We start from the raw sequence: 20,340 nt of genomic DNA, 5'->3' as shown, positions 1-20,340 counted from the left end.
CCGCTGGGGCGCGGCGTTGTCAGAGGCTCTTCGCCGGGGATTCCTGGCCGCCCAGGTCGAGCCGGAACGGCGGGTACTGGTCGGTCATCAGGGCGGCGTAGGCGGTCACCCGCGCGCACCAGCGGGCGAGGCCCAGCAGGAAGTCGAAGAGGTGCCGCGGATAGCGGGCGGTGAACAGCAGGATGACCACCGCGACCAGGGAGAGCCAGGGCATCAGCCCGGCGCCGCGCCAACTGTCCCCGCCCCAGCCGCCCCCGACGAACATCGCGACCACGATGTACTGCGGGATCGCCAGCAGCCACCACTTCACCAGGACCAGCCCGCGCGACAGCCGCTCGGGGTAGACGACGTCGAAGCGCGCCGGATAGTCGGGCACGTCGGCGAGGGTGAACGGCGGGTACCGGTCGGTGCCGAGGGCGGTGTGGGCGTAGTAGCCGACCCGCCAGTTCCAGCGCAGCACGCCGACACTGAAGTCGAAGAGGGACCGGGGGTACCGGGCCGTGATCAGGATGGCGAAGAACGCGATGACCGTCACGACCGCGAAGGCGATCCACAGGAAGAACAGCACGATGTAGTGCGGGATGGCGAGCAGCCACTTCACCAGCCACAGCCATCGGGACAGCCGGGCGTCCACAGACGCCTCGATACGCACGGGCGACGCGGTGACAGGGTTCATGTGGCGGAACTCCTTTCGCCTGCAGATTCGCAAGCGAGGAGGAGCCCCGCGACCCGGGCGGGGCCGTTCGCGCGTCCATGACCGGTCGCGCGAACGGGGCCGTTACGACAGCACGGGCGCGACGGCGTCCGGCTCGTCGGTGTCGTCCGGTTCCCGCGGCGGGTCGCTGAGCTGCTCGCGTACGTAGTTCCACACCACCGCGATCAGCGCGGCGATGGGGACGGCGAGCAGACTGCCCACGATGCCGGCCAGACTGCCGCCCAGCGTTACAGCGAGCAGCACCACGGCCGCGTGGAGCCCGAGACCACGGCTCTGGATCATGGGCTGGAAGACGTTCCCCTCCAGCTGCTGCACCACCACGATGATGGCCAGCACCATCAGCGCGTCCGTGACGCCGTTGGAGACCAGCGCGATGAGGACCGCGACGAAACCGGCGAACAGGGCGCCGATGATCGGCACGAACGCCGAGACGAAGGTCAGCACCGCCAGCGGCAGCACCAGCGGCACGCCCAGGATCCACAGGCCCAGCCCGATCAGCACCGCGTCGAGCAGGCCGACGGCCGCCTGGGACCGTACGAAGCTGCCCAGGGTGGCCCAGCCGCGCGCGAACACGATCGGGACGTCGGCGGCGAACCGGCCCGGGAGCTGCCGGGACAGCCACGGCAGGAACTTCGGCCCGTCCTTGAGGAAGAAGAACATCAGGAACAGCGCGAGGACAGCGGTGACCACTCCGCTCACCACGGTGCTGACACCGGTGACGACCGTGCCGACCATGCTGCCGACGCCCTCCTGGGCGCGGGCGACCGCCGAGTCGAACGCCTTGTTGATCTGGGCGTCACCGATGTTCAACGGCGGCCCCGCCGCCCACTCGCGCAGCCGCTGGATGCCCTCGACCACACCGTCGGTCAGCTCACCGGACTGCGACGCCACCGGCACCGCGATCAACGCCACCACACCCACGGCGACCAGCAGGAACAGCACGGTCACCAGCGACGCGGCGAGCGCGGGCGGCCACCCGCGACGACGGAGGGCGCGGGCCGCGGGCCAGGTCAGCGTGGTCAGCAGCAGCCCGACGACGAGCGGCCACACCACCGACCACATCCGGCCCAGCAGCCACAGAGACACGGCCAGCATCACGAAGACCAGCAGCAACTCCGCGGACACGCGCGCGGACAGCCGCAGCGCGTGACGGGCTTTCGCCGGACTCAGGGTCGAATTCGAGGGGGCAGTCACGGGGGCACCCTATTGCCAGGGAGCCCCCGCGTATCCAGCGGTACCGGTGTTCAGCACTCGGCCTCGGCTTCAGCGGTACCGGGTTCGGCTCTGCCGGTACCGGGGTTCAGCCCTCGGCCTTGGCCACACCGATCGGGCAGGACAGGCCCGTGCCGCCGATGCCGCAGTATCCCGCCGGGTTCTTGTCCAGGTACTGCTGGTGGTAGCCCTCGGCCGGGTAGAAGGGACGGCCCTGTGCCGGGGCGATCTCCGTCGTGATCTCGCCGAACCCGGAGGAGGAGAGGACCTGCTGGTAGGAGTCGCGGGAGGACTTGGCGGTGGCCGCCTGCCCGGGGGTGTGGGTGTAGACCGCCGAGCGGTACTGCGTGCCCACGTCGTTGCCCTGGCGGAAGCCCTGCGTGGGGTCGTGCGACTCCCAGAACGTCTTCAGCAGGCGCTCGTACGAGATCAGCTTCGGGTCGAAGACCACGCGCACGACCTCCGTGTGGCCGGTCAGGCCCGAGCAGACCTCCTCGTAGGTGGGGTTCTCGGTGTGACCGCCCTGGTAGCCGGCCAGGGTCGTCCACACCCCCGCCGGGAGCTGCCAGAACTTGCGCTCGGCGCCCCAGAAGCAGCCCAGACCGAAGTCGGCGACCTCCAGGCCCTCCGGGTAGGGGCCGAGCAGGGGGTTGCCGAGGACGGTGTGGCGGTCGGGCACCGTGAACGACGGCACCGGGCGGCCGGGCAGCGTCTGCTCGGGGGAGGGCAGCTGGGGCGTACGGCTGTGCAGGAACATGCGGTCTCCAGCGGTCTTCCAGGGGGCGGCGCCATCTGCGGCCGTCTACGGGACGCCCTCTACAACGTGCGGAGGCCGGAGGGAATTCCGGCCTTCCGCGGCCCGGGCCCTCAGTGCGGCAGGCTCGCCGGGCTGCCGCCGTTCGCCTCGTAGCCCGCCACCGCCAGCGCCCGGTACACCGCGAACTCCGCCGCCGGGTCCTGGGACAGCGTCCACGGCAGGGCGCCGACATGGCCGTCGATGTGTATGAGCTGGCTCATGGCCTCCGCCCAGCGCTCGCTGCGGACCAGGAAGAACATCAGGAGATGCCGCGCGTGTGCCAGCATCGGGTCGTCGGCGCGGGCCGAGTGCACCGCGTGCAGCGCGCCGTGCATCGCCTTCGTGACGACCTCCGACTGCCAGAAGCTGCTGACCAGGGTCACCTCGGGGAGGTGCTCGAACACCGCGAAGAGGGGCATCGCAGCGAGCAGCGAGCCCTGGGGCGCACGGGCCGCCGCGGCCTCGGCGAACGAGTACGCCAGCTCACGCGAGCCGTGCCACTTCTCGCACCAGTAGTGCAGCGCCGCCAGATGCGCGCCCATGTGCGCCGGGTCGCGGTCCAGGATCTTCAGCCAGAGCTGCTCGAAGTCCTTCCGTGAATAGCCGAGCCCGCGGGCCACCGACAGCTCGACGATGTACGGAACGGGATCGCCGGGGGAGAGCAGCGCCGCGTCGCCGCACGCTGATCTGGCCTCCTCCATGATGATCCGGAACTCGTCCGTCCCCGGTGTCGCCGTCCGCCACGCCTGCTGCACCAGGAACTCGGCCTGCACCGCGGCGCCGCCCGCGTCCTTGGGCGCCTCGGCCCGCCACACCCGCAGCCACTGACCGCCCGGCGCCTCGCCGACCCCGCCGGGCCGCCGCGCGAGCTCCAGTGATGCGGCACCCGCGAAGGCCTGCACCCGCTGCCAGCGACGCTCGCCCTCCGTCTCCGTGCCCGCGAGGAGCTGCTGCGCCGCGCGGTAGTCCCCCGAGCGCTGCACCACGTCCAGGACGTCCAGCAGGTCCTGGTCGGGGCCGGGCATGCGGATGTCGAGCTCCTCCTCGCGGACGAAGCCGTAGTTCGCCGGGTCCGCGGCGTCCGGGTGGTCGGGCGAGACCAGTCCGACCGCACCGCGCCGGCGTCGCAGGAAGGGGAGCAGCACGAAGCCCAGCATGACCAGTGCGATCAGGACCCACAGAATCTCCATGCAACAAGCGAACCAGACCGCGCCGACAATTGGCCAACCCCCTCCCCGAACCTGTGGAAAACCCCCGCCGGGCAGCCCCCGGCGGTCCTGTGGAGAACCCTGCGCCGAGCGCGCGTCGACTCGTACTCCGGCACTCTTCGTCTCGGCGCACTACCCTCGGTCCTCATGAGCGACAGGCACATCAGTCAGCACTTCGAGACGCTCGCGATCCACGCGGGCAACACGGCCGACCCCCTGACGGGCGCGGTCGTCCCGCCGATCTACCAGGTCTCGACCTACAAGCAGGACGGCGTCGGCGGTCTGCGCGGCGGCTACGAGTACAGCCGCAGCGCCAACCCCACCAGGACCGCGCTGGAGGAGAACCTCGCCGCCCTGGAGGGCGGCCGCCGCGGCCTCGCGTTCGCGTCCGGGCTGGCGGCCGAGGACTGCCTGCTGCGTACGCTGCTCAGCCCCGGCGACCACGTGGTCATCCCCAACGACGCCTACGGCGGCACGTTCCGGCTGTTCGCCAAGGTCGTCGCCCGCTGGGGCGTGGAGTGGTCGGTCGCCGACACCAGCGACCCGGCGGCCGTGCGGGCGGCCCTCACCCCGAAGACCAAGGTGGTGTGGGTGGAGACCCCCTCCAACCCGCTGCTCGGCATCACCGACATCGCCGCCGTCGCTCAGATCGCCCGGGACGCGGGCGCCCGCCTCGTCGTCGACAACACCTTCGCCACGCCCTACCTCCAGCAGCCGCTGGCCCTGGGCGCGGACGTCGTCGTGCACTCGCTGACCAAGTACATGGGCGGCCACTCGGACGTCGTCGGCGGCGCGCTGATCACCAGCGACGCCGACCTGGGCGAGGAACTGACCTTCCACCAGAACGCGATGGGCGCCGTCGCCGGCCCCTTCGACTCATGGCTGGTGCTGCGCGGCACCAAGACGCTCTCGGTCCGCATGGACCGGCACAGCGAGAACGCCGTCAAGGTCGCCGACATGCTCACCCGGCACGCGCGCGTGAGCAGCGTGCTGTACCCGGGCCTGCCGGAGCACCCGGGCCACGAGATCGCCGCCAAGCAGATGAAGTCGTTCGGCGGCATGGTCTCGTTCCGTGTCGAGGGCGGCGAGGAGGCGGCCGTCGAGGTCTGCAACCGCGCCAAGGTGTTCACGCTGGGCGAGTCCCTGGGCGGCGTGGAGTCGCTCATCGAGCACCCCGGCCGTATGACGCACGCGTCCGCCGCCGGCTCGGCCCTGGAGGTCCCGGCCGACCTGGTGCGTCTGTCCGTCGGCATCGAGAACGCCGACGACCTGCTGGAAGACCTGCAGCAGGCGCTCGGCTAGAACGGCCCGGCCCCTTCGGGGGTCACCAGCCGGTGAGGGGTGGAGTCGTCTCCGACGGCGGCTCCACCCACGGGCGGACCGTCAGCGCCCACACGGTGAACGCCACGGCCGCCGTGAGCAGCAGCAGCCACAGCATCCGGCGGGCCAGCGCCCTGCGCCGCAGCATGCGGCCGCCCCGGCGCACCGCCTCCGTGTGGATCTCGGGCGGCACGGGCCGCGGCGCCTGCTCCATCAGCCGCCGCACGGTCGCCTCGCGGTCGTTCCCTCTCATGACGGCACCGCCTTCGCGGAAGCCGCCACCGCAGGTGCCGGACCCCGCTGCCGGTGCAGCAGGGTCGACATCGCCCGGTGACAGATGGCCCTTACGCGCTCCACGGAAAGCCCGAGCAGGGCCGCCGTCTGCTCCTCGGCGACGCCCTCGTAGAGCCTGAGGACCAGGATCAGACGTTCCTGCGGAGTGAGCGGGGCCAGCGGTGCGGCGGGGTGCGGGCGGGTGCGGCCGAGCGGGCCGTGGTGATGCCAGGTGCCGCGTGCGAAGCGGGTGGCGAGGTACTGGCGGGTGCGGTCGTAGGGATCCTCGCCGCGCAGCCGGTCCCAGCACGCGTACGTGTGCGCCAAGGACAGGGTCAGCAGGCGCCGCGCACGGGGGTTGTCGTCCGGGTCCTCTGCGGTGAGCAGGGTGGCGGCACGCAGCAGCCGACCCGCCGCGCCCGCGACGAACGCCTCGAACTCCCGGGCCCGACGGGTCTCCCGGGACGCATGCCGTTGCCGCATCGCGCCTCCCGCCCGCCGGCGACCCTGAGGATGCGGGCCCGGCCGCGTACGGACGCGTACGACAGGACCCGGTCTCATATCAGGCCAGGGTCGGCCCCGCGGTCAAGAGCCGCGCACGGCCGGTGCTCAGGAGGGCGACTGCGTCTCCGGCCCCGGCACTCCCGGCACCGCCATCCGGGCGGACAGCGCGCTGTTGAAGCGCGTCAGGAGCGTGCAGAACGCCTCGCGCTCCTCCGGCTCCCACTCCTCGGTCAGCTCGGCCATCAACTGCCGCCGCGACGAGCGCACTTCCTCCAGCCGGGCCTGCCCGCGCGGGGACAGCTGGAGCACCACCGCGCGTCCGTCCTCGGGGTGCGAGGTGCGCTTCACCAGACCCGTGTCCACCAGCGGAGCCACCTGCCGGGTGACCGTCGACGAGTCGATCCCCATGCTCGCGGCGAGCGCCTTGACGCCCATCGGGCCTTCCTTGTCGAGACGGTTGAGCAGGAGATACGCGGCGCGGTCCATGGAGTTGCGCACCTGCCCGACTCCGCCGAGCCGGGTCTGTTCGGCACGGCGGGCGAACAGTGCCACCTCGTGCTGCAGCGTGTCGAGAAGACCGGTGTCACCGACGGTCGTCATGTCCATCGACATTTCAGGTGTTGTGGGCATCGCCGGGGGCTCACTTCGTGGAGGGCTGGCTGATTGGGGGACAGGGTACGCGGCCGGGAGGCGGGTCGTACCGGCGCTTCACAAAGCGGGTCTCGGAGGTTGGTCACAACCGTCGTTCCCGCCTGTGAACTGCGATGCTGGTGTCATGAGCTACAGCACGGCTGACTCCTTGCGACCCGTCACCCTCGACGATGTGCGCGGCGCCCAGAAGATGCTCTCGGGTGTGGCGCGGGTGACCGCGATGGAAGGCAGCAGGCACCTCTCCCAGATGGTCGGCGCGCCCGTACACCTCAAGTGCGAGAACCTCCAGCGGACCGGTTCGTTCAAGCTGCGCGGCGCGTACGTCCGGATCGCCGGTCTGCTGCCCGAGGAGCGCGCCGCCGGTGTCGTCGCCGCGAGCGCCGGAAACCACGCGCAGGGCGTCGCCCTCGCGTCCGCACTGCTCGGTGTGCGCTCCACGGTGTTCATGCCGAAGGGCGCCCCGTTGCCCAAGGTCAGCGCCACCCGGGACTACGGGGCCGAGGTGCGGCTGCACGGCCAGGTGGTCGACGAGACGCTGGCCGCGGCGCAGGAGTACGCGGCCGAGACGAGCGCGGTGTTCATCCACCCCTTCGACCACCCCGACATCATCGCGGGCCAGGGCACGGTGGGCCTGGAGATCCTCGAGCAGTGCCCCGAGGCGCGCACGATCGTCGTCGGCATCGGCGGGGGCGGTCTCGCCGCCGGGATCGCGGTCGCGGTGAAGGCCCTGCGGCCGGACCTCAGGATCGTGGGAGTCCAGGCGGAGGGCGCGGCGGCCTACCCGCCCTCACTCGCGGCGGGCCGGCCCATGACGGTGGAGAACCCGGCGACGATGGCCGACGGGATCAAGGTCGGACGGCCCGGCGATGTGCCGTTCGGGCTCGTCGGCGAGCTGGTCGACGAGGTGCGCACGGTCAGCGAGGACGAGCTGTCCGCCGCGCTGCTGCTGTGCCTGGAGCGGGCCAAGCTGGTGGTGGAGCCCGCCGGGGCGAGCCCGGTCGCGGCGCTGCTGAGCGAGCCCGGCGCCTTCGAGGGGCCGGTCGTCGCGGTGCTCTCGGGCGGCAACGTCGACCCGGTGCTGATGGAGCGGGTGCTGCGGCACGGCATGGCCGCGCAGGGCCGCTACCTGGCCGTACGGCTGCGGCTGACGGACCGTCCCGGTGCTCTCGCCACACTTCTGGGTGTGTTGTCAGTGGTGGACGCTAACGTCCTCGATGTGAGCCATGTACGGACCGACCCACGGCTCGGGCTCACGGAGGCGGAGGTCGAGCTGCACCTGGAGACGAAGGGCCCGGAGCACTGCGTCGAGGTCGGCCGCGCGCTCCGCGAGGCGGGTTACACGGTCATGAGCTGACCCGGCGCCGGAGCCCGTCAAGATCCCTTCTTCTCACGGAACGCGACATGGGAAGTTCGATTGTGAGACGCGATACATCGCGTTATGGTGTGTCCGTGTACTGCCTTGTTCATCTGTCCGGAGATCCCCGAAGACGTGGAGACTCACATGCCAGGTGCCATCCATGCCGAAGGTCTGGTCAAGACCTTCGGTGACGTCAAAGCCTTGGACGGTGTCGATCTGGACGTGCCCGAGGGCACGGTCCTGGGCCTGCTCGGGCCGAACGGCGCGGGTAAGACGACCACCGTCCGCTGCCTGACCACCCTGCTGCGACCCGACAGCGGGCGAGCGGTCGTCGCGGGCATCGACGTGCTCAAGCAGCCCGACGCCGTCCGCCGCTCGATCGGCCTGTCCGGCCAGTTCGCGGCCGTCGACGAATACCTGACCGGCCGTGAGAACCTCCAGATGGTCGGCCAGCTCTACCAGATGAGGGCGAAGGCGGCGAAGGAGCGCGCGGTCGAGCTGCTGGAGCAGTTCCACCTCACGGACGCCGCCGACCGCCCCACCAAGACCTACTCCGGAGGCATGCGCCGCCGGCTCGACCTCGCGGCGGCCCTCGTCGTCTCGCCGCCCGTGATGTTCATGGACGAGCCGACGACCGGCCTCGACCCCCGCAACCGCCAGCAGTTGTGGGAGGTCATCAAGCAACTGGTCTCCGGCGGTACGACGCTGCTGCTGACCACCCAGTACCTGGAAGAGGCCGACCACCTGGCGCACGACATCGCGGTCGTCGACCAGGGCCGGGTCATCGCCCAGGGCACCTCCGACCAGCTCAAGGCCCGCACCGGCGGTGAGCGCGTGGAGCTCGTGGTGCACGAGCGCGAGCACATCCAGGCGGCCGCCGAGGTCCTCGCCGGCTTCGGCAAGGGCGAGACCGCCGTCGAGGAGCACATGCGCAAGCTGACCGCGCCCGTGACCGGCGGCGCCAAGCTCCTCGCCGAGGTCATCCGGGAACTGGACACCCGAGGCATCGAGATCGACGACATCGGCCTGCGCCGGCCGACCCTCGACGACGTCTTCCTGTCCCTGACGGGACACGTGGCCGAAGCCAAGGACGAGGAGATGGACGAAGAGATCGACAAGAGGGTCGACAAGGAGGCCGCCCAGTGAGCGCCGTCAGCGATGCCGTGCGGGTCGCACCCGCCGCGAACCCGGTCAGCCAGTCGATCCGGGACTCGATGGTCGTTGCGAAACGCAATCTGATCAGAATGTCCCGCATCCCCGAGATGATTATCTACGGGCTGATCCAGCCCATCATGTTCGTGGTGCTCTTCACCTATGTCTTCGGCGGTTCCATGCAGATCGGCAGCAGCACCAGCGCCGTCGACTACAAGAACTTCCTGATGGCCGGCATCTTCGCGCAGACCGTCACCTTCGCCACCGCCAGCTCAGGCGCGGGCATCGCCGACGACATGCACAAGGGCCTCATCGACCGCTTCCGCTCCCTGCCCATGGCACGCGGCGCGGTGCTCACCGGGCGCACCCTCGCCGACTCGGTGCAGACGGCCCTGACCCTGGTGGTGCTCGCGGTGGTCGCCCTCCTGGTGGGCTGGCGCGTCGGGTCGGACGGCAGCACCAACGCCGGCAAGGTGCTCGGCGCCTTCGGCCTGCTGCTCCTGCTCGGTTACGCGTTCACCTGGATCGGCGCCCTGATCGGCATGTCCGTCAGAACCCCCGAGGCGGCCACGTCCAGCGGGCTCATCTGGCTCTTCCCGGTCACATTCATCTCGAACGCCTTCGTGGACACCAGCCATATGACCCCGTGGCTGCGCCACATCGCCGAGTGGAACCCCTTCAGTGCCACGGTCCAGGCCTGCCGTGTGCTGTTCGCCAACCCGGGCCAGTCACCGTCGGACGCCTGGCCCATGCAGCACCCGGTCTGGGCCTCGTTGATCTACTCGATCCTCATCCTGGTCGTCTTCCGGACCCTGGCGGTGCGCAAGTACCGGTCGGCGACGGCGTGACACGGCATGACGATGCCCCCGGTGCCGCAGCGACACCGGGGGCAGGTCGAGGCTCGACGGGCGGGTCAGCCGTCGTACGGGTCGGCCTTGATGATCTTCACCGAGGCCTTCTTGCCGTTCGGCAGCTCGTACTCGGCGTCCTCGCCGACCTTGTGGCCGATCACGCCGGAGCCCAGCGGGGACTGCGGCGAGTACGTCTCGATGTCGGAGCTCGCGTATTCGCGTGAGGCGAGCAGGAACGTCAGCGTGTCGTCCTCGTCGCCGTCGAACGCGATCGTGACGACCATGCCGGGCGCCACCGCACCGTCCGCTGCGGGCGCCTCGCCGACCTTCGCGCTCTCGAGAAGCTGGGTGAGCTGGCGCACACGGAGTTCCTGCTTGCCCTGTTCCTCCTTGGCCGCGTGGTACCCGCCGTTCTCACGCAGGTCGCCCTCCTCGCGCGCAGCGGCGATCTTCGCGGAGATCTCCGTTCGCGCGGGACCAGTAAGGTGCGCAAGCTCAGCCTTGAGCTTGTTGTACGCCTCCTGGGTCAGCCAGGTGACGTTCTCGCTGGTCTGGGTCACAGGTGCTCCTCGTAGGTACTGGGAATACAAAGCATCGCCCTACCCAGAAGAATGTTCCTTCACGGATGGGCGAAACCACGAGCCTAACAATTCAGGAGCAGAAGGGGGAGGACATAAGCCACCAGAATCGCGTCAACGCAGGTCAGCCGCTGCGTATTGCAGGTGACGTCCTGGCGGCCTCAGTCGGCCTGGCAGCCCTGCAGCTCAGCGGTCGTCCCGGGTGAGGTCGTGCGCAGCGTGAAGACCTTGTCGATGACGGTGTCGTCCCCGTCGAAGCGCACTTCGGCCCGGCCCACCACGGAACCGTCCTCGGCCTGTGAGCGCACGGTGCAGTAGCCGGCGGCACCGGCGTCCTTGCGGACCTCCAGATGCACCTTCACGGATTCCTTGCCGGGCTCGAAGCTGATCACTTCGGCGCTGATCTCGTTCTTGACGACGTAGTGGTAGCCGAACCAGCCGACCAGGCCGAGCAGCGCCACCGCGAGGACGGACCCGATGATCTTGAGCTTGCGGTCGGCGCGCTCGTCCGAGGTACGGCCGTAACGGCCCTCGGGCAGTCGCGTGCTCGCCGTACTCATGATCGTCCTCCTGGCAGGGGCCCGGGCGAAGGGGCCGGGAGAGGCCCTGTGGCCCGGTCCCGGAATTATTCGTCCCCCGGTTCGGTCACTATAGAAGCCGCTGATTGCGCCGACGCACACAGGGCGCCGACTTACTGAGGATTGAGTCTTGACTGACCAGTTGCGACTGATGGCCGTTCACGCCCACCCCGACGACGAGTCGAGCAAGGGCGCGGCCACCATGGCGAAGTACGTGTCCGAGGGGGTGGACGTGCTGGTCGTGACCTGCACGGGCGGGGAGCGCGGCTCCATCCTCAATCCCAAGCTTCAGGGCGACAAGTACATCGAGGAGCACATCCACGAGGTACGCAAGAAGGAGATGGACGAGGCCCGGGAGATCCTCGGGGTCAAGCAGGAGTGGCTCGGCTTCGTCGACTCGGGGCTGCCCGAGGGCGACCCGCTGCCGCCGCTGCCGGAGGGCTGCTTCGCCCTGGAGGACGTCGACGTGGCGGCCGGAGAGCTGGTGCGGAAGATCCGCGCCTTCCGCCCCCAGGTGATCACCACCTACGACGAGAACGGCGGCTACCCGCACCCCGACCACATCATGACCCACAAGATCTCGATGGTCGCGTTCGAGGGGGCGGCGGACACCGAGAAGTACCCGGAGGCCGAGTACGGCCCGGCGTACCAGCCGCTGAAGATGTACTACAACCAGGGCTTCAACCGCCCCCGCACCGAGGCGCTGCACCAGGCGATGCTCGACCGGGGCCTGGAGTCGCCGTACGGGGACTGGCTCAAGCGCTGGGACGAGTTCGGTATGAAGCAGCGCACACTCACCACGCACGTCCCCTGCGCCGACTTCTACGAGATCCGTGACAAGGCGCTGATCGCGCACGCCACGCAGATCGATCCGGACGGGGGCTGGTTCCGGGTGCCGATGGACATCCAGAAGGAGGTCTGGCCGACGGAGGAGTACGAGCTGGCGAAGTCGCTCGCCGATACTTCCCTCCCCGAGGACGACCTCTTCGCGGGCGTCCGCGACAATGCCTGACATGAGCGCAAGCGCAAGCCTGGCAATGACGCACCTCGTCTCCTTCGCCAAGGAGGTCGACGAGGACAAGGTCACCCCCGGCGTCCTCGGCTTCATCGTCTTCGCGGCGATGGCCCTGGCGGTGTGGGCCCTGATGAAGTCCATGAGCCGGCACATGAACAGGGTCGACTTCACCCAGGTCCCGGACCCCAAGGCCGACCAGGCGGAGGCGGCTGCGGAGCCGAAGCCGGAGTCGGAGTCGGAGTCCGTGGAGTCGAAGGGTTCCGCCGAGAGCGCCGCCGGGTCCGCGAAGAAGCCGTCCGCGAACGGCTGACCACCCGGCTGCCGCCCGTCGGCAGCGCACTGTCACCGGCTGCGGGCGGCCGGTGACAGCAGCAGGTGTGCCGTCTCCCGCCCCAGACGGCCGGAGCGTGCGCCCCGCTGGGCGGCAGCATCAGGACCGCCGAGACGGGGGCGGGCCGCGCAGGGGCGCCTCGGACAGGGCCGGGAAGCCGGTCGCGAAGGCGTCGCGCGGAGCCGCCGTCTGCAACAGCGGCAGCGAGTCCACAGTGAAGCCGTGAAGCCGTGAAGCCGTCCGGCCCCAGGCCGACGGTGTGCACGGTCGCGTCGGCAGGGGTCATACAGGCACCTCCCGCCCGGCGTCCGCGTCGGGGGCGGCGGTCCGTTCCAGGCGGGTGTCCATGCCGTGGTGGAGGGCATAGGCGAGGCCCAGGGGGTTGCGCAGTTCGTCGGCGAAGTGCCTGGTCACCGCGAGGGCGATGCTGCCGGCGGTCTGCGTCCCGTCCAGGTAGCGGGTCAGGAACTCCAGCGCGTACTCGGCCGCGAAGACCTGGGGTATCTCTATCTGCGGGCCCAGCACCCCGCGTGCCCCCGCATCGACGAACGCCCTGCTCAGGAACCTGGCGTCCGCGCTCCCCTCGGGCAGCCCCGCGTAGCAGGCGTTGAGGACGACGAACGGCTGGAAGGGGTGGTCGGTGCCGAAGCGGCGCCGGCGTTCGCGGATGGTGTGCGCGTCGATGCTCTTGTGGTCGGTCAGGCTGAGCACCAGGGAGGGCGGCTGTGCCCCGTCGGCGGTGAAGCGGCCGTGGCACCAGAAGTACATGAGCTGCTCGCACAGATCGGACCGAGCCAGCGCGCTCACCAGTTCCTGCCAGGTGGACCGCTCGACGAACCGGGTGCCCTTGGCGAGGAGGGCCGCTACGTCGGCGGCCCGGGTGCGGCCCGCCCGGTCGACGCGCGTGTCGTGGTTCAGGCTCACGGCCGGCACCTCGGGGGCGTCACGGAGCCCGTCGAGCCAGGGATAGGCACCGCCGGTCTGCTCGATCTGATGGCGGTGGCCGAGGAAACGGCGGAAGAGCGCGGGGAGGACCTCGGCGCGGGTCCCGGGGCCGGGCGGCAGATCCTCCGCCGCCAGGCACACCATCGGCCAGGGCAGATGCAGGTCCGAGTCGAAACGGATCCGCATGCCCTCGCCCTGGGCCAGGGCCTCCGTCAGATAGCCGCGGAAACGGGCGATGCGCGGGTCGGTGCCGCCCAGCAGCACGCCGTACAGCAACTCCGAGCCGACCAGCGCGAGTTCCTCCAGGAGAGTCGTCAGCTCGTCCACGGGGCGGGAGCGCAGGTCCACCAGGGAGGCGTACGGCGTCTCCGGCTCACCGGCGACGGGGCGGCCGTCCGGCGCCATGGGACGGTGGTCGAGCAGGAGCTCCTTCCACATCCGGCACAGCCGCGCCGCGGCGGAGCGCACCTCGGCCGGATGCACCGCCAGATCCACCCGGTGCTCCGTGCCGTACAGCGACGGCACGGCCGGGCCGTAGAGCCGTGCCCTGAGCCGGTCCTCGCCCAGGACGTCCAGGGACACCGTGATGTCCGGCCCCTCGGTCCGAGCGTCGGGCAGGTTCGTGAAGCCGCGGCTGGGGTCCTGGACGACGCGTACGTGAAGCTCTCTTGGCATGCGCGGGGCGTTCCTAGCGGCCTCGGTGCGTGACGGCCTCGGGCGAGGACAGCCCGCCGTGCTCGTCGTGATCCAGGATGTCGAGTTCTGTTTCCACTTGCTGCAGGACCGTCCCGGTGCGTTCGAGGGCGATGGTGAAGCGGATGCGGTGGGTGCCGGTGCGGTGCGCGGTGAAGGTGAACTCGGCGCCGTGCACCGCCTGTTCCGAGGGTCGTAGCAGGGCGCTGGCGGGGTCGACGGACGCGGGGGTGAGGGGCGCGGCGGTCACGGTCAGCCAGGGCCGGTCCGCCCCTGAAGCGCCCCAGGGGTGGCCGTCCTCGGGGGAGACCCGCAGGAGCAGGCGGGCGGTGGTGTCCTCGGCGGGGGTGTCGTCGAGCAGGGTGACGCGGACGCGGCAGTGGGGGCCGGTACGGCCGGGCACGTCCACGAACCAGGGGCCGGTGTGGCGGACGGCGACGGTGTTCCGGGCGCTCAGGGGAATGGTCCGGCCGCTCAGCACGCCCCCGGCCTCCAGGTAGCGCCTGATCTCCGCGACCAGTCGCTCCCGGTCCGGAACCGGGAGTTCGGGCGGCAGGGAGGCGACGAAGGCCCGGACCCAATACGGACCGTCCAATTGCGGGTGGTGCTGGTGGTCGGCCCGCACGGCGGCGGCCCACGCCATTCCGTAGGCGTCTCCCAGGGCCCGGAAGTGTTCCTCCGCCGAGTCCAGGAGCGGCAGATCGCGGTCACTGGGCCTGCGGCGGGCGACCATCTCCAGCTCGGTCCACGCCGTCCCGAGCGTGCAGCCGAGCCTCCCGAACAGCGCCCAGGCGGGCCTCAGCGACACCTGTGCGGGTGCGGAGTAGTCGTTGTCGGGGGCGGAGAACAGGAGAGCCGACCAGTGCTCCGTCCACGCGCTGCCGAGGTCGTCTCCGCATTCCCGGAAGAGCTGCGCGGCTCGCCCCAGCGCCCCGCGGGCACCGTGGCGGTCGCCCCGCTCCAGCGCGGCGAGGGCCCGGTAGAAGGCCGTCCACCCGTCGCCGCGGATGTCCTCGGCGAGCTGGTGCCGGGCGTGGGCCCCCCGGCCCAGTTCATCGGCTGCCTCCGGCACGCCGTGCCGCAGCGCGAGCCGGAGCCGCTGCGTCGTGACCCAGTTCATGCCGCGGGTGTCCGCGACGGACAGCAGTTCCGCGTCGGCCTGTTCGAGCAGCAGTCCGGCTTCGTCGTCCCGGCCGCTCAGGAGGCACACCCGGGCACTGTGCAGCAGGGTCCAGCCGAGCCCGCGCCGGCATCCGGAGGCCCGGTGCAGGGCGGCCGCCCGCAGCAGCGCCCGCTCGGCCTCCACCACCTCGCCCTGGTCGCACCGCACGGCCCCGAGGACCAGCAGCGCCCAGGCCGTGTGCCGGTCGTCGGGGCGGGCCTCGTCCCTGAGCAGGCCGTCCAGCACTGTCAGCGCCTCGGACAGTCGCCCCGCCCGATGGCACAGGGCGGCGGCGTGCGGGACGGCGTCCGCGTTGCTCCACTTGTCGGTGTCGTACAGCGCCGCGGCCTGCTCCAGCAGGCCCACATCGGCGGCGAGCGAGCTCAGGGCACGGCGAACGGAGAGGATGGGCCACAGCCGGTGCAGTGCCACTAGCCGGTGCGCGTCACCGAGGACGGCCAGCAGCACGGCCAGGCCGTCCGCGATCGCGTCCTCCCGCCGCCCCCGCTGAGCGCTGCCCGCGAGCAGGGACAGGAAGTCGTCGAGGTGGGGGACGAGGTCGCGGGGGGCGAGTCCTGGCGGGGTAGGGCCGAGGGGGTGCTCGGTCCGGCCGTCCAGTGCGACGGCGGTGCCCTGCAGGGCGTGCTCCGCCCACAGGGCCGTGACCTTCTCCACCGAGAACACCGGCTCCGCCGCCCGTACGACATCCGCCACCGGCTGGGGAAGACAGTAGGTCCCGTCTCGGCTCCACCGCTGTAACAGCTCCTTGTCGAGCAGGCCGCCCAGCATGGAACGCACGTGGTCCGGGCCGTCCTCCGGCGAGCCGAGCAACTCCGCCGTGCGCTCGGTGAACGGCGCCGCGGAGTTCCGCGCCGACAGACGTCCCAGCAGCGCCCGCTGATCGGTCGTGCAGTCCTCCAGGGCCAGCCGGACGAGCCGTCCGGGCCCCGACTCGCCCGGTCGCGGCCCTTCGCGCGGCGCCGTCCCACGGGCGATGAGGGAGCTCGCGATCCGGGCGAGCGCGGGCAGCCCCTGCGCCGCGCCTGCCAGCGAAGCCGGCCAGGACGCGGGCCCGTATCCGGCCGTCCAGGGCCCCCCGGTCGCCATCCGGGCGACGAGATCCCTGCTCGTCCCGGGGTCCAGGGGGTCGACGGCGAGCAGTCGGGCGCCGATGCGCCGCCAGCCGGACTCCTGACGTGAGGTGACGAGCACGGCCAGGCCGCGGCAGTCACGCAGGAAGAGCAGCAGGGCCCGCACCACCGGGGGCGTGGTTCCGTCCAGGACGAGGAGGCGGTCGCGAAGCCGCCGGGCGAGTTCGCCGCGCAGGGTGCGCCGGAACGCACGGTCGGTGCCCAGGGCCGCCCCCACGATGACGGCGCGTGACCCGCCGCACTCGCCGAGCAGCCGTAACAGCGTGGGTTCCACGTCCGCGAGCGTGGCGTCGTAGAGGGAGATCCAGTGCGTGCGTACGCCGGACCGGTGGGCAGCCTGGGCGGCCACGGCGGACTTGCCGACGCCCGCCGGGCCGTGCAGCACCATCAGGGTGGGCAGGCTGCGGCCGGACGGCGGGGGCGGGGCCGTGCGCAGCTCCAGCCACGTCCCGATGCGGGCGAGTTCGTCCGCCCGCCCGAAGAATTCCCCGAACGTCGGAGGCGGTGTCGGATCGCGCGGGTCCTTTACCAATGGCTTTCCCCCCGTCGGCCCGCCCCATCGGCACTGTCCGTCAACCGTTGCAGTCCCCGGCCCCCACCGTCAGCGAAACGTCCGACAATGACCCGTCCGGGCCCGCCTCACCCCCGTGCCGCCGAAACCGACACTCCCATCACCTCCCGCGCATGCCGGCTCGGCGTCATCCCCAGCCCCCACGCCTGCCAGCCCGCCTCCAGGCTCACGCCCCGTTCCAGCAGCAGCCCCCACGCGTCGATGTACTCGTCGAGCTTCTCGTCCCGCAGGGGATGGCCCGCGCGGGACAGCTCGGACAGTTCCTCCTGGGCGACGGCCGTGCCGACCTCCACGCCGCCGGGGGCCGCGTACGGCAGGAGCGTGCAGCGCAGGAAGCGGGCCCAGTCCTCGCCGCGGCGGTCGCCGTAGGACGTGAAGAGGGTCGTCGCCTCCTCGCAGAGGGCGAGGGCCTGCTGGGTGCGGGCGTTGCCGGCGTCCACGACGGCCAGTTCGAGGCAGGTCCAGGCCTCGCCGTGGGCGACGCCGATGCGCTGGAAGTCGGCGCGGGCGTCTACGAGGAGCTGGCGGGCGAAGCCGGAGTTGCGCAGCGAGCCGGTCTGGGCGGCGCGCTGGTCGCGGGTGGCGCGGGCCGAGTGGTGGCGGGCGCAGGCCAGGCCGTAGACGTCGCGCATACGGGAGAACATCGTGCGGGAGCGTTCGAGTTCGCGGACCGCCTGGTCGAGGTTGCCCGTCTCCTCCAGGGCCTGGCCCAGGTAGTAGAGGGTCCAGGCCTCGCCGCGCGCGTCCTCGTTGTCGCGGTGCCGGGCCGCGGCGCCGCGCAGTTCCTCCACGGCTGGGGACGCATCGCCGGCGACCAGCAGGGCCCGGGCGAGCTGGGTCAGGGCCCAGGCCTCGCCGCGGGCGTCGCGGGTACGGCCGTAGAGGTCGAGGGCCGCGCGCAGTTCGGACTCGGCGCGCGGGACGTCGCCCATGCGCAGGCCCAGTTGGCCGAGCTGGAAGTGGGCCCAGGCCTGGCCGTGCACGGACTCGCCGGCGCGGTGCAGGACCAGGGACTCGGTGAGCAGGTCCAGGGCCTCGGCGACCCGGGCGCGGTCCCGCTCCACCGCAGCCAGGGCGTGCATCGTCCACGCCCGGTCCGTCGCCAGCTCGGCGGAGGACTGCAGGGCCAGGGCCTCCCGGAGCTTCGCCGACGCCTCCGTCAGATTGCCCTGGTGGTGCAGGGTGATGCCGAGGGAGCACAGGGCGCGGGCGGCACCCGCGTCGTGATGGGCCTCCCGGTAGAGGTCGACGACCGAGGCGAGGGTGGTGCGGGCCTTGTCGAGTTCGCCGAGCTGCCGTGCCGCGATGCCGGTGCGCCACTGCACCGAGCGGACCAGCAGTCCCTCGTCCACCGCCTGCGCCAGTTCGCTGATCTCGCCCAGGCGGTAGAGGTCGCCGCGCAGCAGGCAGTAGTCGCACAGGGCGCCCAGGAGGTTCAGCACCGCCCCCTGGTCCACGCCCTCGGCGTGCCGCAGCGCCGCCGTGATGAAGCTCGACTCGTCGTCCAGCCAGCGCAGCGCCTCGTCGAGGGAGGTGAAGCCGTACGGGCTGAAGCGGTTGGTGCGGGTCGACATGTTGCCGTCGACCATGCGCAGCACCGAGTCGGCCAGCTCGGCGTAGTTCACGATCAGCCGCTCCTGCGCCGCCGTGCGCTCGGCGGGTTCCTCCTCGTCGAGGAGGCGGGCCTGGGCGAAGGCGCGGACCAGGTCGTGCAGCCGGTAGCGGTCGCCCCGGACGTGGTCGATCAGGCCCGCGCGGGTCAGGGCCTGCAGATGGCGCTTGGCCTCCGCCTCGTCGGTGGCCAGCAGCGCGGCGGCCGCGGCGGCGCCGAGCGAGGCCCGTCCGGCCAGGGCCAGCCGGCGCAGCAGCCGCCGTACGGTGTCCGGCTGGTCGGTGTAGCGCAGCCACAGGGCGCGCTCCACCGGCTCGACCGGGCCGTACGCGCCGAGGTCGGTGGCCAGCGCGCGCGGGGAGCGCGGGCCGAGGCAGGAGCCCACGATGCGCAGCGCCAGCGGCAGCCCGCCGCACAGCTCCCGGACCTGGTCGGCGGACTCGGCGTCGTACGGCCCGGAACGGTCCTGCGCCGCCGCCCCCAGCAGTTCCTCCGCACCCGCCGCGTCCAGCGGCTCCACCGCGAGCTGATGCACCCGCGCGGGCAGCTCGTCCAACTTCAGCGGGCCCCGCGCCGTCACCAGCACCAGGCTGTCGGACCGCTCCGGGACCAGGGCGCGGATCTGCTCGGCGTCCGAGGCGTCGTCCAGGACGATCGTGACGGGCAGGCCGGTCAGGTGCTGGTGGTACAGCTCGCTCAGCCGCTTGACCTGCTGGTCGGGGGAGGAGCGCTCACGGAACAGCAGTTGCTCACGGGGCGCCCCGAGCCGGTTGAGCAGATGCAGCAGGGCGTCACGGGTGGACAGCGGTGACCCGGCCGGGCCCGCGGCCCGCAGATCGACGACGCAGGCACCGCGGAAGTAGTCCCGCAGATCATGTGTGGCTTGCACCGCGAGCGTCGTACGGCCGCTGCCGGGCGTGCCGTGCAGGACGACCACCGTCGGCCGGGTCTCCGTGCTCGCACGGGCCGCCTGCACCCACTGCCGGATCTGCGCCAGCTCCGGCCGCCGCCCCGCGAACGGCTCCGCCGGATCCGGGAGTTGCGCGAAGGACTGCTCCAGCACATTGCGCCCGCGCGCCGCCGCGCTCTTGTCGGCGCCCCGCAGCCGCGGCCCGGTCTTCTTCGGTCCGGTGGAGGCGGCCAGCACCCGCTGCTGGTCGAGGAACGGCCGGATGCCCCGCACCTCCAGCGCCGTCAGCCACTGCAGCCGCAGCTGTTCGGGCCCGCCCGGCTGGCCCACGGCCCCGGCCCGGCGGTGCGCGGCCGGCACATGCGATCCGACGACCTTCACGACCGTCGCCGCGGCGCCCACGACCCCGACGGTCACGCCCGCGCCCAGCGCCGTCCCGGTGCCCGTGCCGAGGGCCATGTCGGCGACGACAGCCGCGACCGCCGCCACCCCGGCCACCAGCAGCGGAGTCCCGGCGCCCTCCCGCGCGTAGCGCTGCCCGAAGGTGAGCTGTCCGGCCGCCGCCTCGTCCAGGGCGCGCGTATAGGCCTCGTACTCCTCGGCCGCGCTCCGCGCCATCCCGTCGAGCCCCCCGCGCGCCCGCGCGAGCAGCACCTTCCCGTCGCTGCGCCCGCCCGTCCGCCGCACCTCCTCCTCCACGGCCCGCGCCAACAGCCCCTCGGCCTCCGCCCGATGACTGTCCCGCATGTCACGTC

The 20,340-nt window shown here is 71.8% G+C and carries 18 protein-coding genes; 6 read left to right on the top strand and 12 right to left on the bottom strand.

Translation table 11 applies throughout. The features are described 5' to 3' along the window. Nucleotides 1–19: 19 nt before the first annotated feature. The 4 genes from NNW99_RS12695 to NNW99_RS12680 form a co-directional block, all read right to left on the bottom strand. A complete protein-coding gene (locus NNW99_RS12695; protein ID WP_215118975.1) occupies nucleotides 20–676 on the bottom strand; it encodes a DUF4389 domain-containing protein in 657 nt (218 codons plus the stop codon). Between the two features lie 102 nt (nucleotides 677–778). Continuing rightward, complete coding sequence (locus NNW99_RS12690; RefSeq protein WP_215124245.1) at nucleotides 779–1,885, bottom strand: AI-2E family transporter; 1,107 nt, start codon at nucleotides 1,883–1,885, stop codon at nucleotides 779–781. A gap of 130 nt (nucleotides 1,886–2,015) precedes the next feature. Continuing rightward, a complete protein-coding gene (gene msrA, locus NNW99_RS12685; protein ID WP_215118974.1) occupies nucleotides 2,016–2,684 on the bottom strand; it encodes a peptide-methionine (S)-S-oxide reductase MsrA in 669 nt (222 codons plus the stop codon). A 110-nt stretch (nucleotides 2,685–2,794) separates the two neighbouring features. After that, a complete protein-coding gene (locus NNW99_RS12680) occupies nucleotides 2,795–3,913 on the bottom strand; it encodes a hypothetical protein (RefSeq protein ID WP_215118972.1) in 1,119 nt (372 codons plus the stop codon). A gap of 165 nt (nucleotides 3,914–4,078) precedes the next feature. Here NNW99_RS12680 and NNW99_RS12675 point away from each other — a divergent pair, with 165 nt between their 5' ends. Continuing rightward, nucleotides 4,079–5,233, top strand: a complete 1,155-nt coding sequence (locus NNW99_RS12675; RefSeq protein WP_215118970.1) for a cystathionine gamma-synthase — start codon at nucleotides 4,079–4,081, stop codon at nucleotides 5,231–5,233. A gap of 22 nt (nucleotides 5,234–5,255) precedes the next feature. Here NNW99_RS12675 and NNW99_RS12670 read toward each other — a convergent pair whose 3' ends face one another. The 3 genes from NNW99_RS12670 to NNW99_RS12660 all read right to left on the bottom strand — a co-directional run bounded on the left by NNW99_RS12670 (nucleotide 5,256) and on the right by NNW99_RS12660 (nucleotide 6,640). After that, on the bottom strand, nucleotides 5,256–5,504 hold the full coding sequence (locus NNW99_RS12670; protein WP_215118968.1) for a hypothetical protein: 249 nt from the start codon (nucleotides 5,502–5,504) through the stop codon (nucleotides 5,256–5,258). Continuing rightward, nucleotides 5,501–6,007, bottom strand: a complete 507-nt coding sequence (locus NNW99_RS12665; RefSeq protein ID WP_215118966.1) for a sigma factor-like helix-turn-helix DNA-binding protein — start codon at nucleotides 6,005–6,007, stop codon at nucleotides 5,501–5,503. The genes NNW99_RS12670 and NNW99_RS12665 overlap by 4 nt, the downstream gene beginning before the upstream one ends. A gap of 126 nt (nucleotides 6,008–6,133) precedes the next feature. Beyond that, a complete protein-coding gene (locus NNW99_RS12660) occupies nucleotides 6,134–6,640 on the bottom strand; it encodes a MarR family transcriptional regulator (protein WP_189722925.1) in 507 nt (168 codons plus the stop codon). 163 nt (nucleotides 6,641–6,803) lie between these two features. On the opposite strand from NNW99_RS12660, the gene ilvA reads away from it, so the two are divergent. The 3 genes from ilvA (at nucleotide 6,804) to NNW99_RS12645 (ending at nucleotide 10,036) form a co-directional block, all read left to right on the top strand. After that, nucleotides 6,804–8,033 (top strand): threonine ammonia-lyase, encoded by a 1,230-nt coding sequence (gene ilvA / locus NNW99_RS12655; protein WP_215118964.1) that lies wholly within the window; start codon nucleotides 6,804–6,806, stop codon nucleotides 8,031–8,033. A 147-nt stretch (nucleotides 8,034–8,180) separates the two neighbouring features. Beyond that, nucleotides 8,181–9,182 carry an ATP-binding cassette domain-containing protein gene (locus NNW99_RS12650; protein ID WP_215118962.1) on the top strand — a complete coding sequence of 334 codons (1,002 nt, stop codon included), beginning with the start codon at nucleotides 8,181–8,183 and terminating at the stop codon, nucleotides 9,180–9,182. Further along, nucleotides 9,179–10,036, top strand: a complete 858-nt coding sequence (locus NNW99_RS12645; RefSeq protein ID WP_215118960.1) for an ABC transporter permease — start codon at nucleotides 9,179–9,181, stop codon at nucleotides 10,034–10,036. Before NNW99_RS12650 ends, NNW99_RS12645 begins: the two co-directional genes overlap by 4 nt. 65 nt (nucleotides 10,037–10,101) lie before the next feature. Here NNW99_RS12645 and greA read toward each other — a convergent pair whose 3' ends face one another. Together greA and NNW99_RS12635 are read right to left on the bottom strand one after the other, a co-directional pair. Beyond that, on the bottom strand, nucleotides 10,102–10,599 hold the full coding sequence (gene greA, locus NNW99_RS12640; RefSeq protein ID WP_215118958.1) for a transcription elongation factor GreA: 498 nt from the start codon (nucleotides 10,597–10,599) through the stop codon (nucleotides 10,102–10,104). A 179-nt stretch (nucleotides 10,600–10,778) separates the two neighbouring features. Beyond that, nucleotides 10,779–11,177, bottom strand: coding sequence for a DUF4307 domain-containing protein (locus tag NNW99_RS12635; RefSeq protein ID WP_215118957.1), 399 nt, complete (start codon nucleotides 11,175–11,177; stop codon nucleotides 10,779–10,781). Nucleotides 11,178–11,325: 148 nt separating this feature from the next. Between NNW99_RS12635 and mca the strand changes: the two genes are divergently transcribed. Beyond that, the gene (mca, locus tag NNW99_RS12630; RefSeq protein ID WP_215118953.1) at nucleotides 11,326–12,207 is read left to right on the top strand and encodes a mycothiol conjugate amidase Mca; all 882 of its coding nucleotides are present in this window, start codon (nucleotides 11,326–11,328) and stop codon (nucleotides 12,205–12,207) included. After that, nucleotides 12,200–12,520, top strand: a complete 321-nt coding sequence (locus NNW99_RS12625) for a hypothetical protein (RefSeq protein WP_215118951.1) — start codon at nucleotides 12,200–12,202, stop codon at nucleotides 12,518–12,520. Before mca ends, NNW99_RS12625 begins: the two co-directional genes overlap by 8 nt. A gap of 303 nt (nucleotides 12,521–12,823) precedes the next feature. Here NNW99_RS12625 and NNW99_RS12620 read toward each other — a convergent pair whose 3' ends face one another. The 3 genes from NNW99_RS12620 to NNW99_RS12610 all read right to left on the bottom strand — a co-directional run bounded on the left by NNW99_RS12620 (nucleotide 12,824) and on the right by NNW99_RS12610 (nucleotide 20,332). After that, the gene (locus NNW99_RS12620) at nucleotides 12,824–14,161 is read right to left on the bottom strand and encodes a CHAT domain-containing protein (RefSeq protein ID WP_215118949.1); all 1,338 of its coding nucleotides are present in this window, start codon (nucleotides 14,159–14,161) and stop codon (nucleotides 12,824–12,826) included. A gap of 13 nt (nucleotides 14,162–14,174) precedes the next feature. Further along, nucleotides 14,175–17,024, bottom strand: a complete 2,850-nt coding sequence (locus tag NNW99_RS12615) for a hypothetical protein (RefSeq protein WP_215118945.1) — start codon at nucleotides 17,022–17,024, stop codon at nucleotides 14,175–14,177. Between the two features lie 107 nt (nucleotides 17,025–17,131). After that, nucleotides 17,132–20,332, bottom strand: a complete 3,201-nt coding sequence (locus NNW99_RS12610; protein ID WP_215118943.1) for a tetratricopeptide repeat protein — start codon at nucleotides 20,330–20,332, stop codon at nucleotides 17,132–17,134. Nucleotides 20,333–20,340: the final 8 nt, after the last annotated feature.

This window comes from Streptomyces sp. CRCS-T-1 (genome assembly GCF_024442335.1).
GTDB lineage: Bacteria > Actinomycetota > Actinomycetes > Streptomycetales > Streptomycetaceae > Streptomyces > Streptomyces koelreuteriae.
Note: the sequence above shows the minus strand (reverse complement) of the source record. Positions and strands in the feature narration are given on the sequence as shown.

Excerpts from the sequence above, each read along its gene's own strand:
- NNW99_RS12695 (WP_215118975.1), bottom strand. The coding sequence starts at position 676 with ATGAACCCTGTCACCGCGTCGCCCGTGCGTATCGAGGCGTCTGTGGAC.
- msrA (WP_215118974.1), bottom strand. The coding sequence starts at position 2,684 with ATGTTCCTGCACAGCCGTACGCCCCAGCTGCCCTCCCCCGAGCAGACG.
- NNW99_RS12680 (WP_215118972.1), bottom strand. The coding sequence starts at position 3,913 with ATGGAGATTCTGTGGGTCCTGATCGCACTGGTCATGCTGGGCTTCGTG.
- NNW99_RS12675 (WP_215118970.1), top strand. The coding sequence starts at position 4,079 with ATGAGCGACAGGCACATCAGTCAGCACTTCGAGACGCTCGCGATCCAC.
- NNW99_RS12670 (WP_215118968.1), bottom strand. The coding sequence starts at position 5,504 with ATGAGAGGGAACGACCGCGAGGCGACCGTGCGGCGGCTGATGGAGCAG.
- NNW99_RS12665 (WP_215118966.1), bottom strand. The coding sequence starts at position 6,007 with ATGCGGCAACGGCATGCGTCCCGGGAGACCCGTCGGGCCCGGGAGTTC.
- NNW99_RS12660 (WP_189722925.1), bottom strand. The coding sequence starts at position 6,640 with ATGTCGATGGACATGACGACCGTCGGTGACACCGGTCTTCTCGACACG.
- ilvA (WP_215118964.1), top strand. The coding sequence starts at position 6,804 with ATGAGCTACAGCACGGCTGACTCCTTGCGACCCGTCACCCTCGACGAT.
- NNW99_RS12650 (WP_215118962.1), top strand. The coding sequence starts at position 8,181 with ATGCCAGGTGCCATCCATGCCGAAGGTCTGGTCAAGACCTTCGGTGAC.
- NNW99_RS12635 (WP_215118957.1), bottom strand. The coding sequence starts at position 11,177 with ATGAGTACGGCGAGCACGCGACTGCCCGAGGGCCGTTACGGCCGTACC.
- NNW99_RS12625 (WP_215118951.1), top strand. The coding sequence starts at position 12,200 with ATGCCTGACATGAGCGCAAGCGCAAGCCTGGCAATGACGCACCTCGTC.
- NNW99_RS12620 (WP_215118949.1), bottom strand. The coding sequence starts at position 14,161 with ATGCCAAGAGAGCTTCACGTACGCGTCGTCCAGGACCCCAGCCGCGGC.
- NNW99_RS12610 (WP_215118943.1), bottom strand. The coding sequence starts at position 20,332 with ATGCGGGACAGTCATCGGGCGGAGGCCGAGGGGCTGTTGGCGCGGGCC.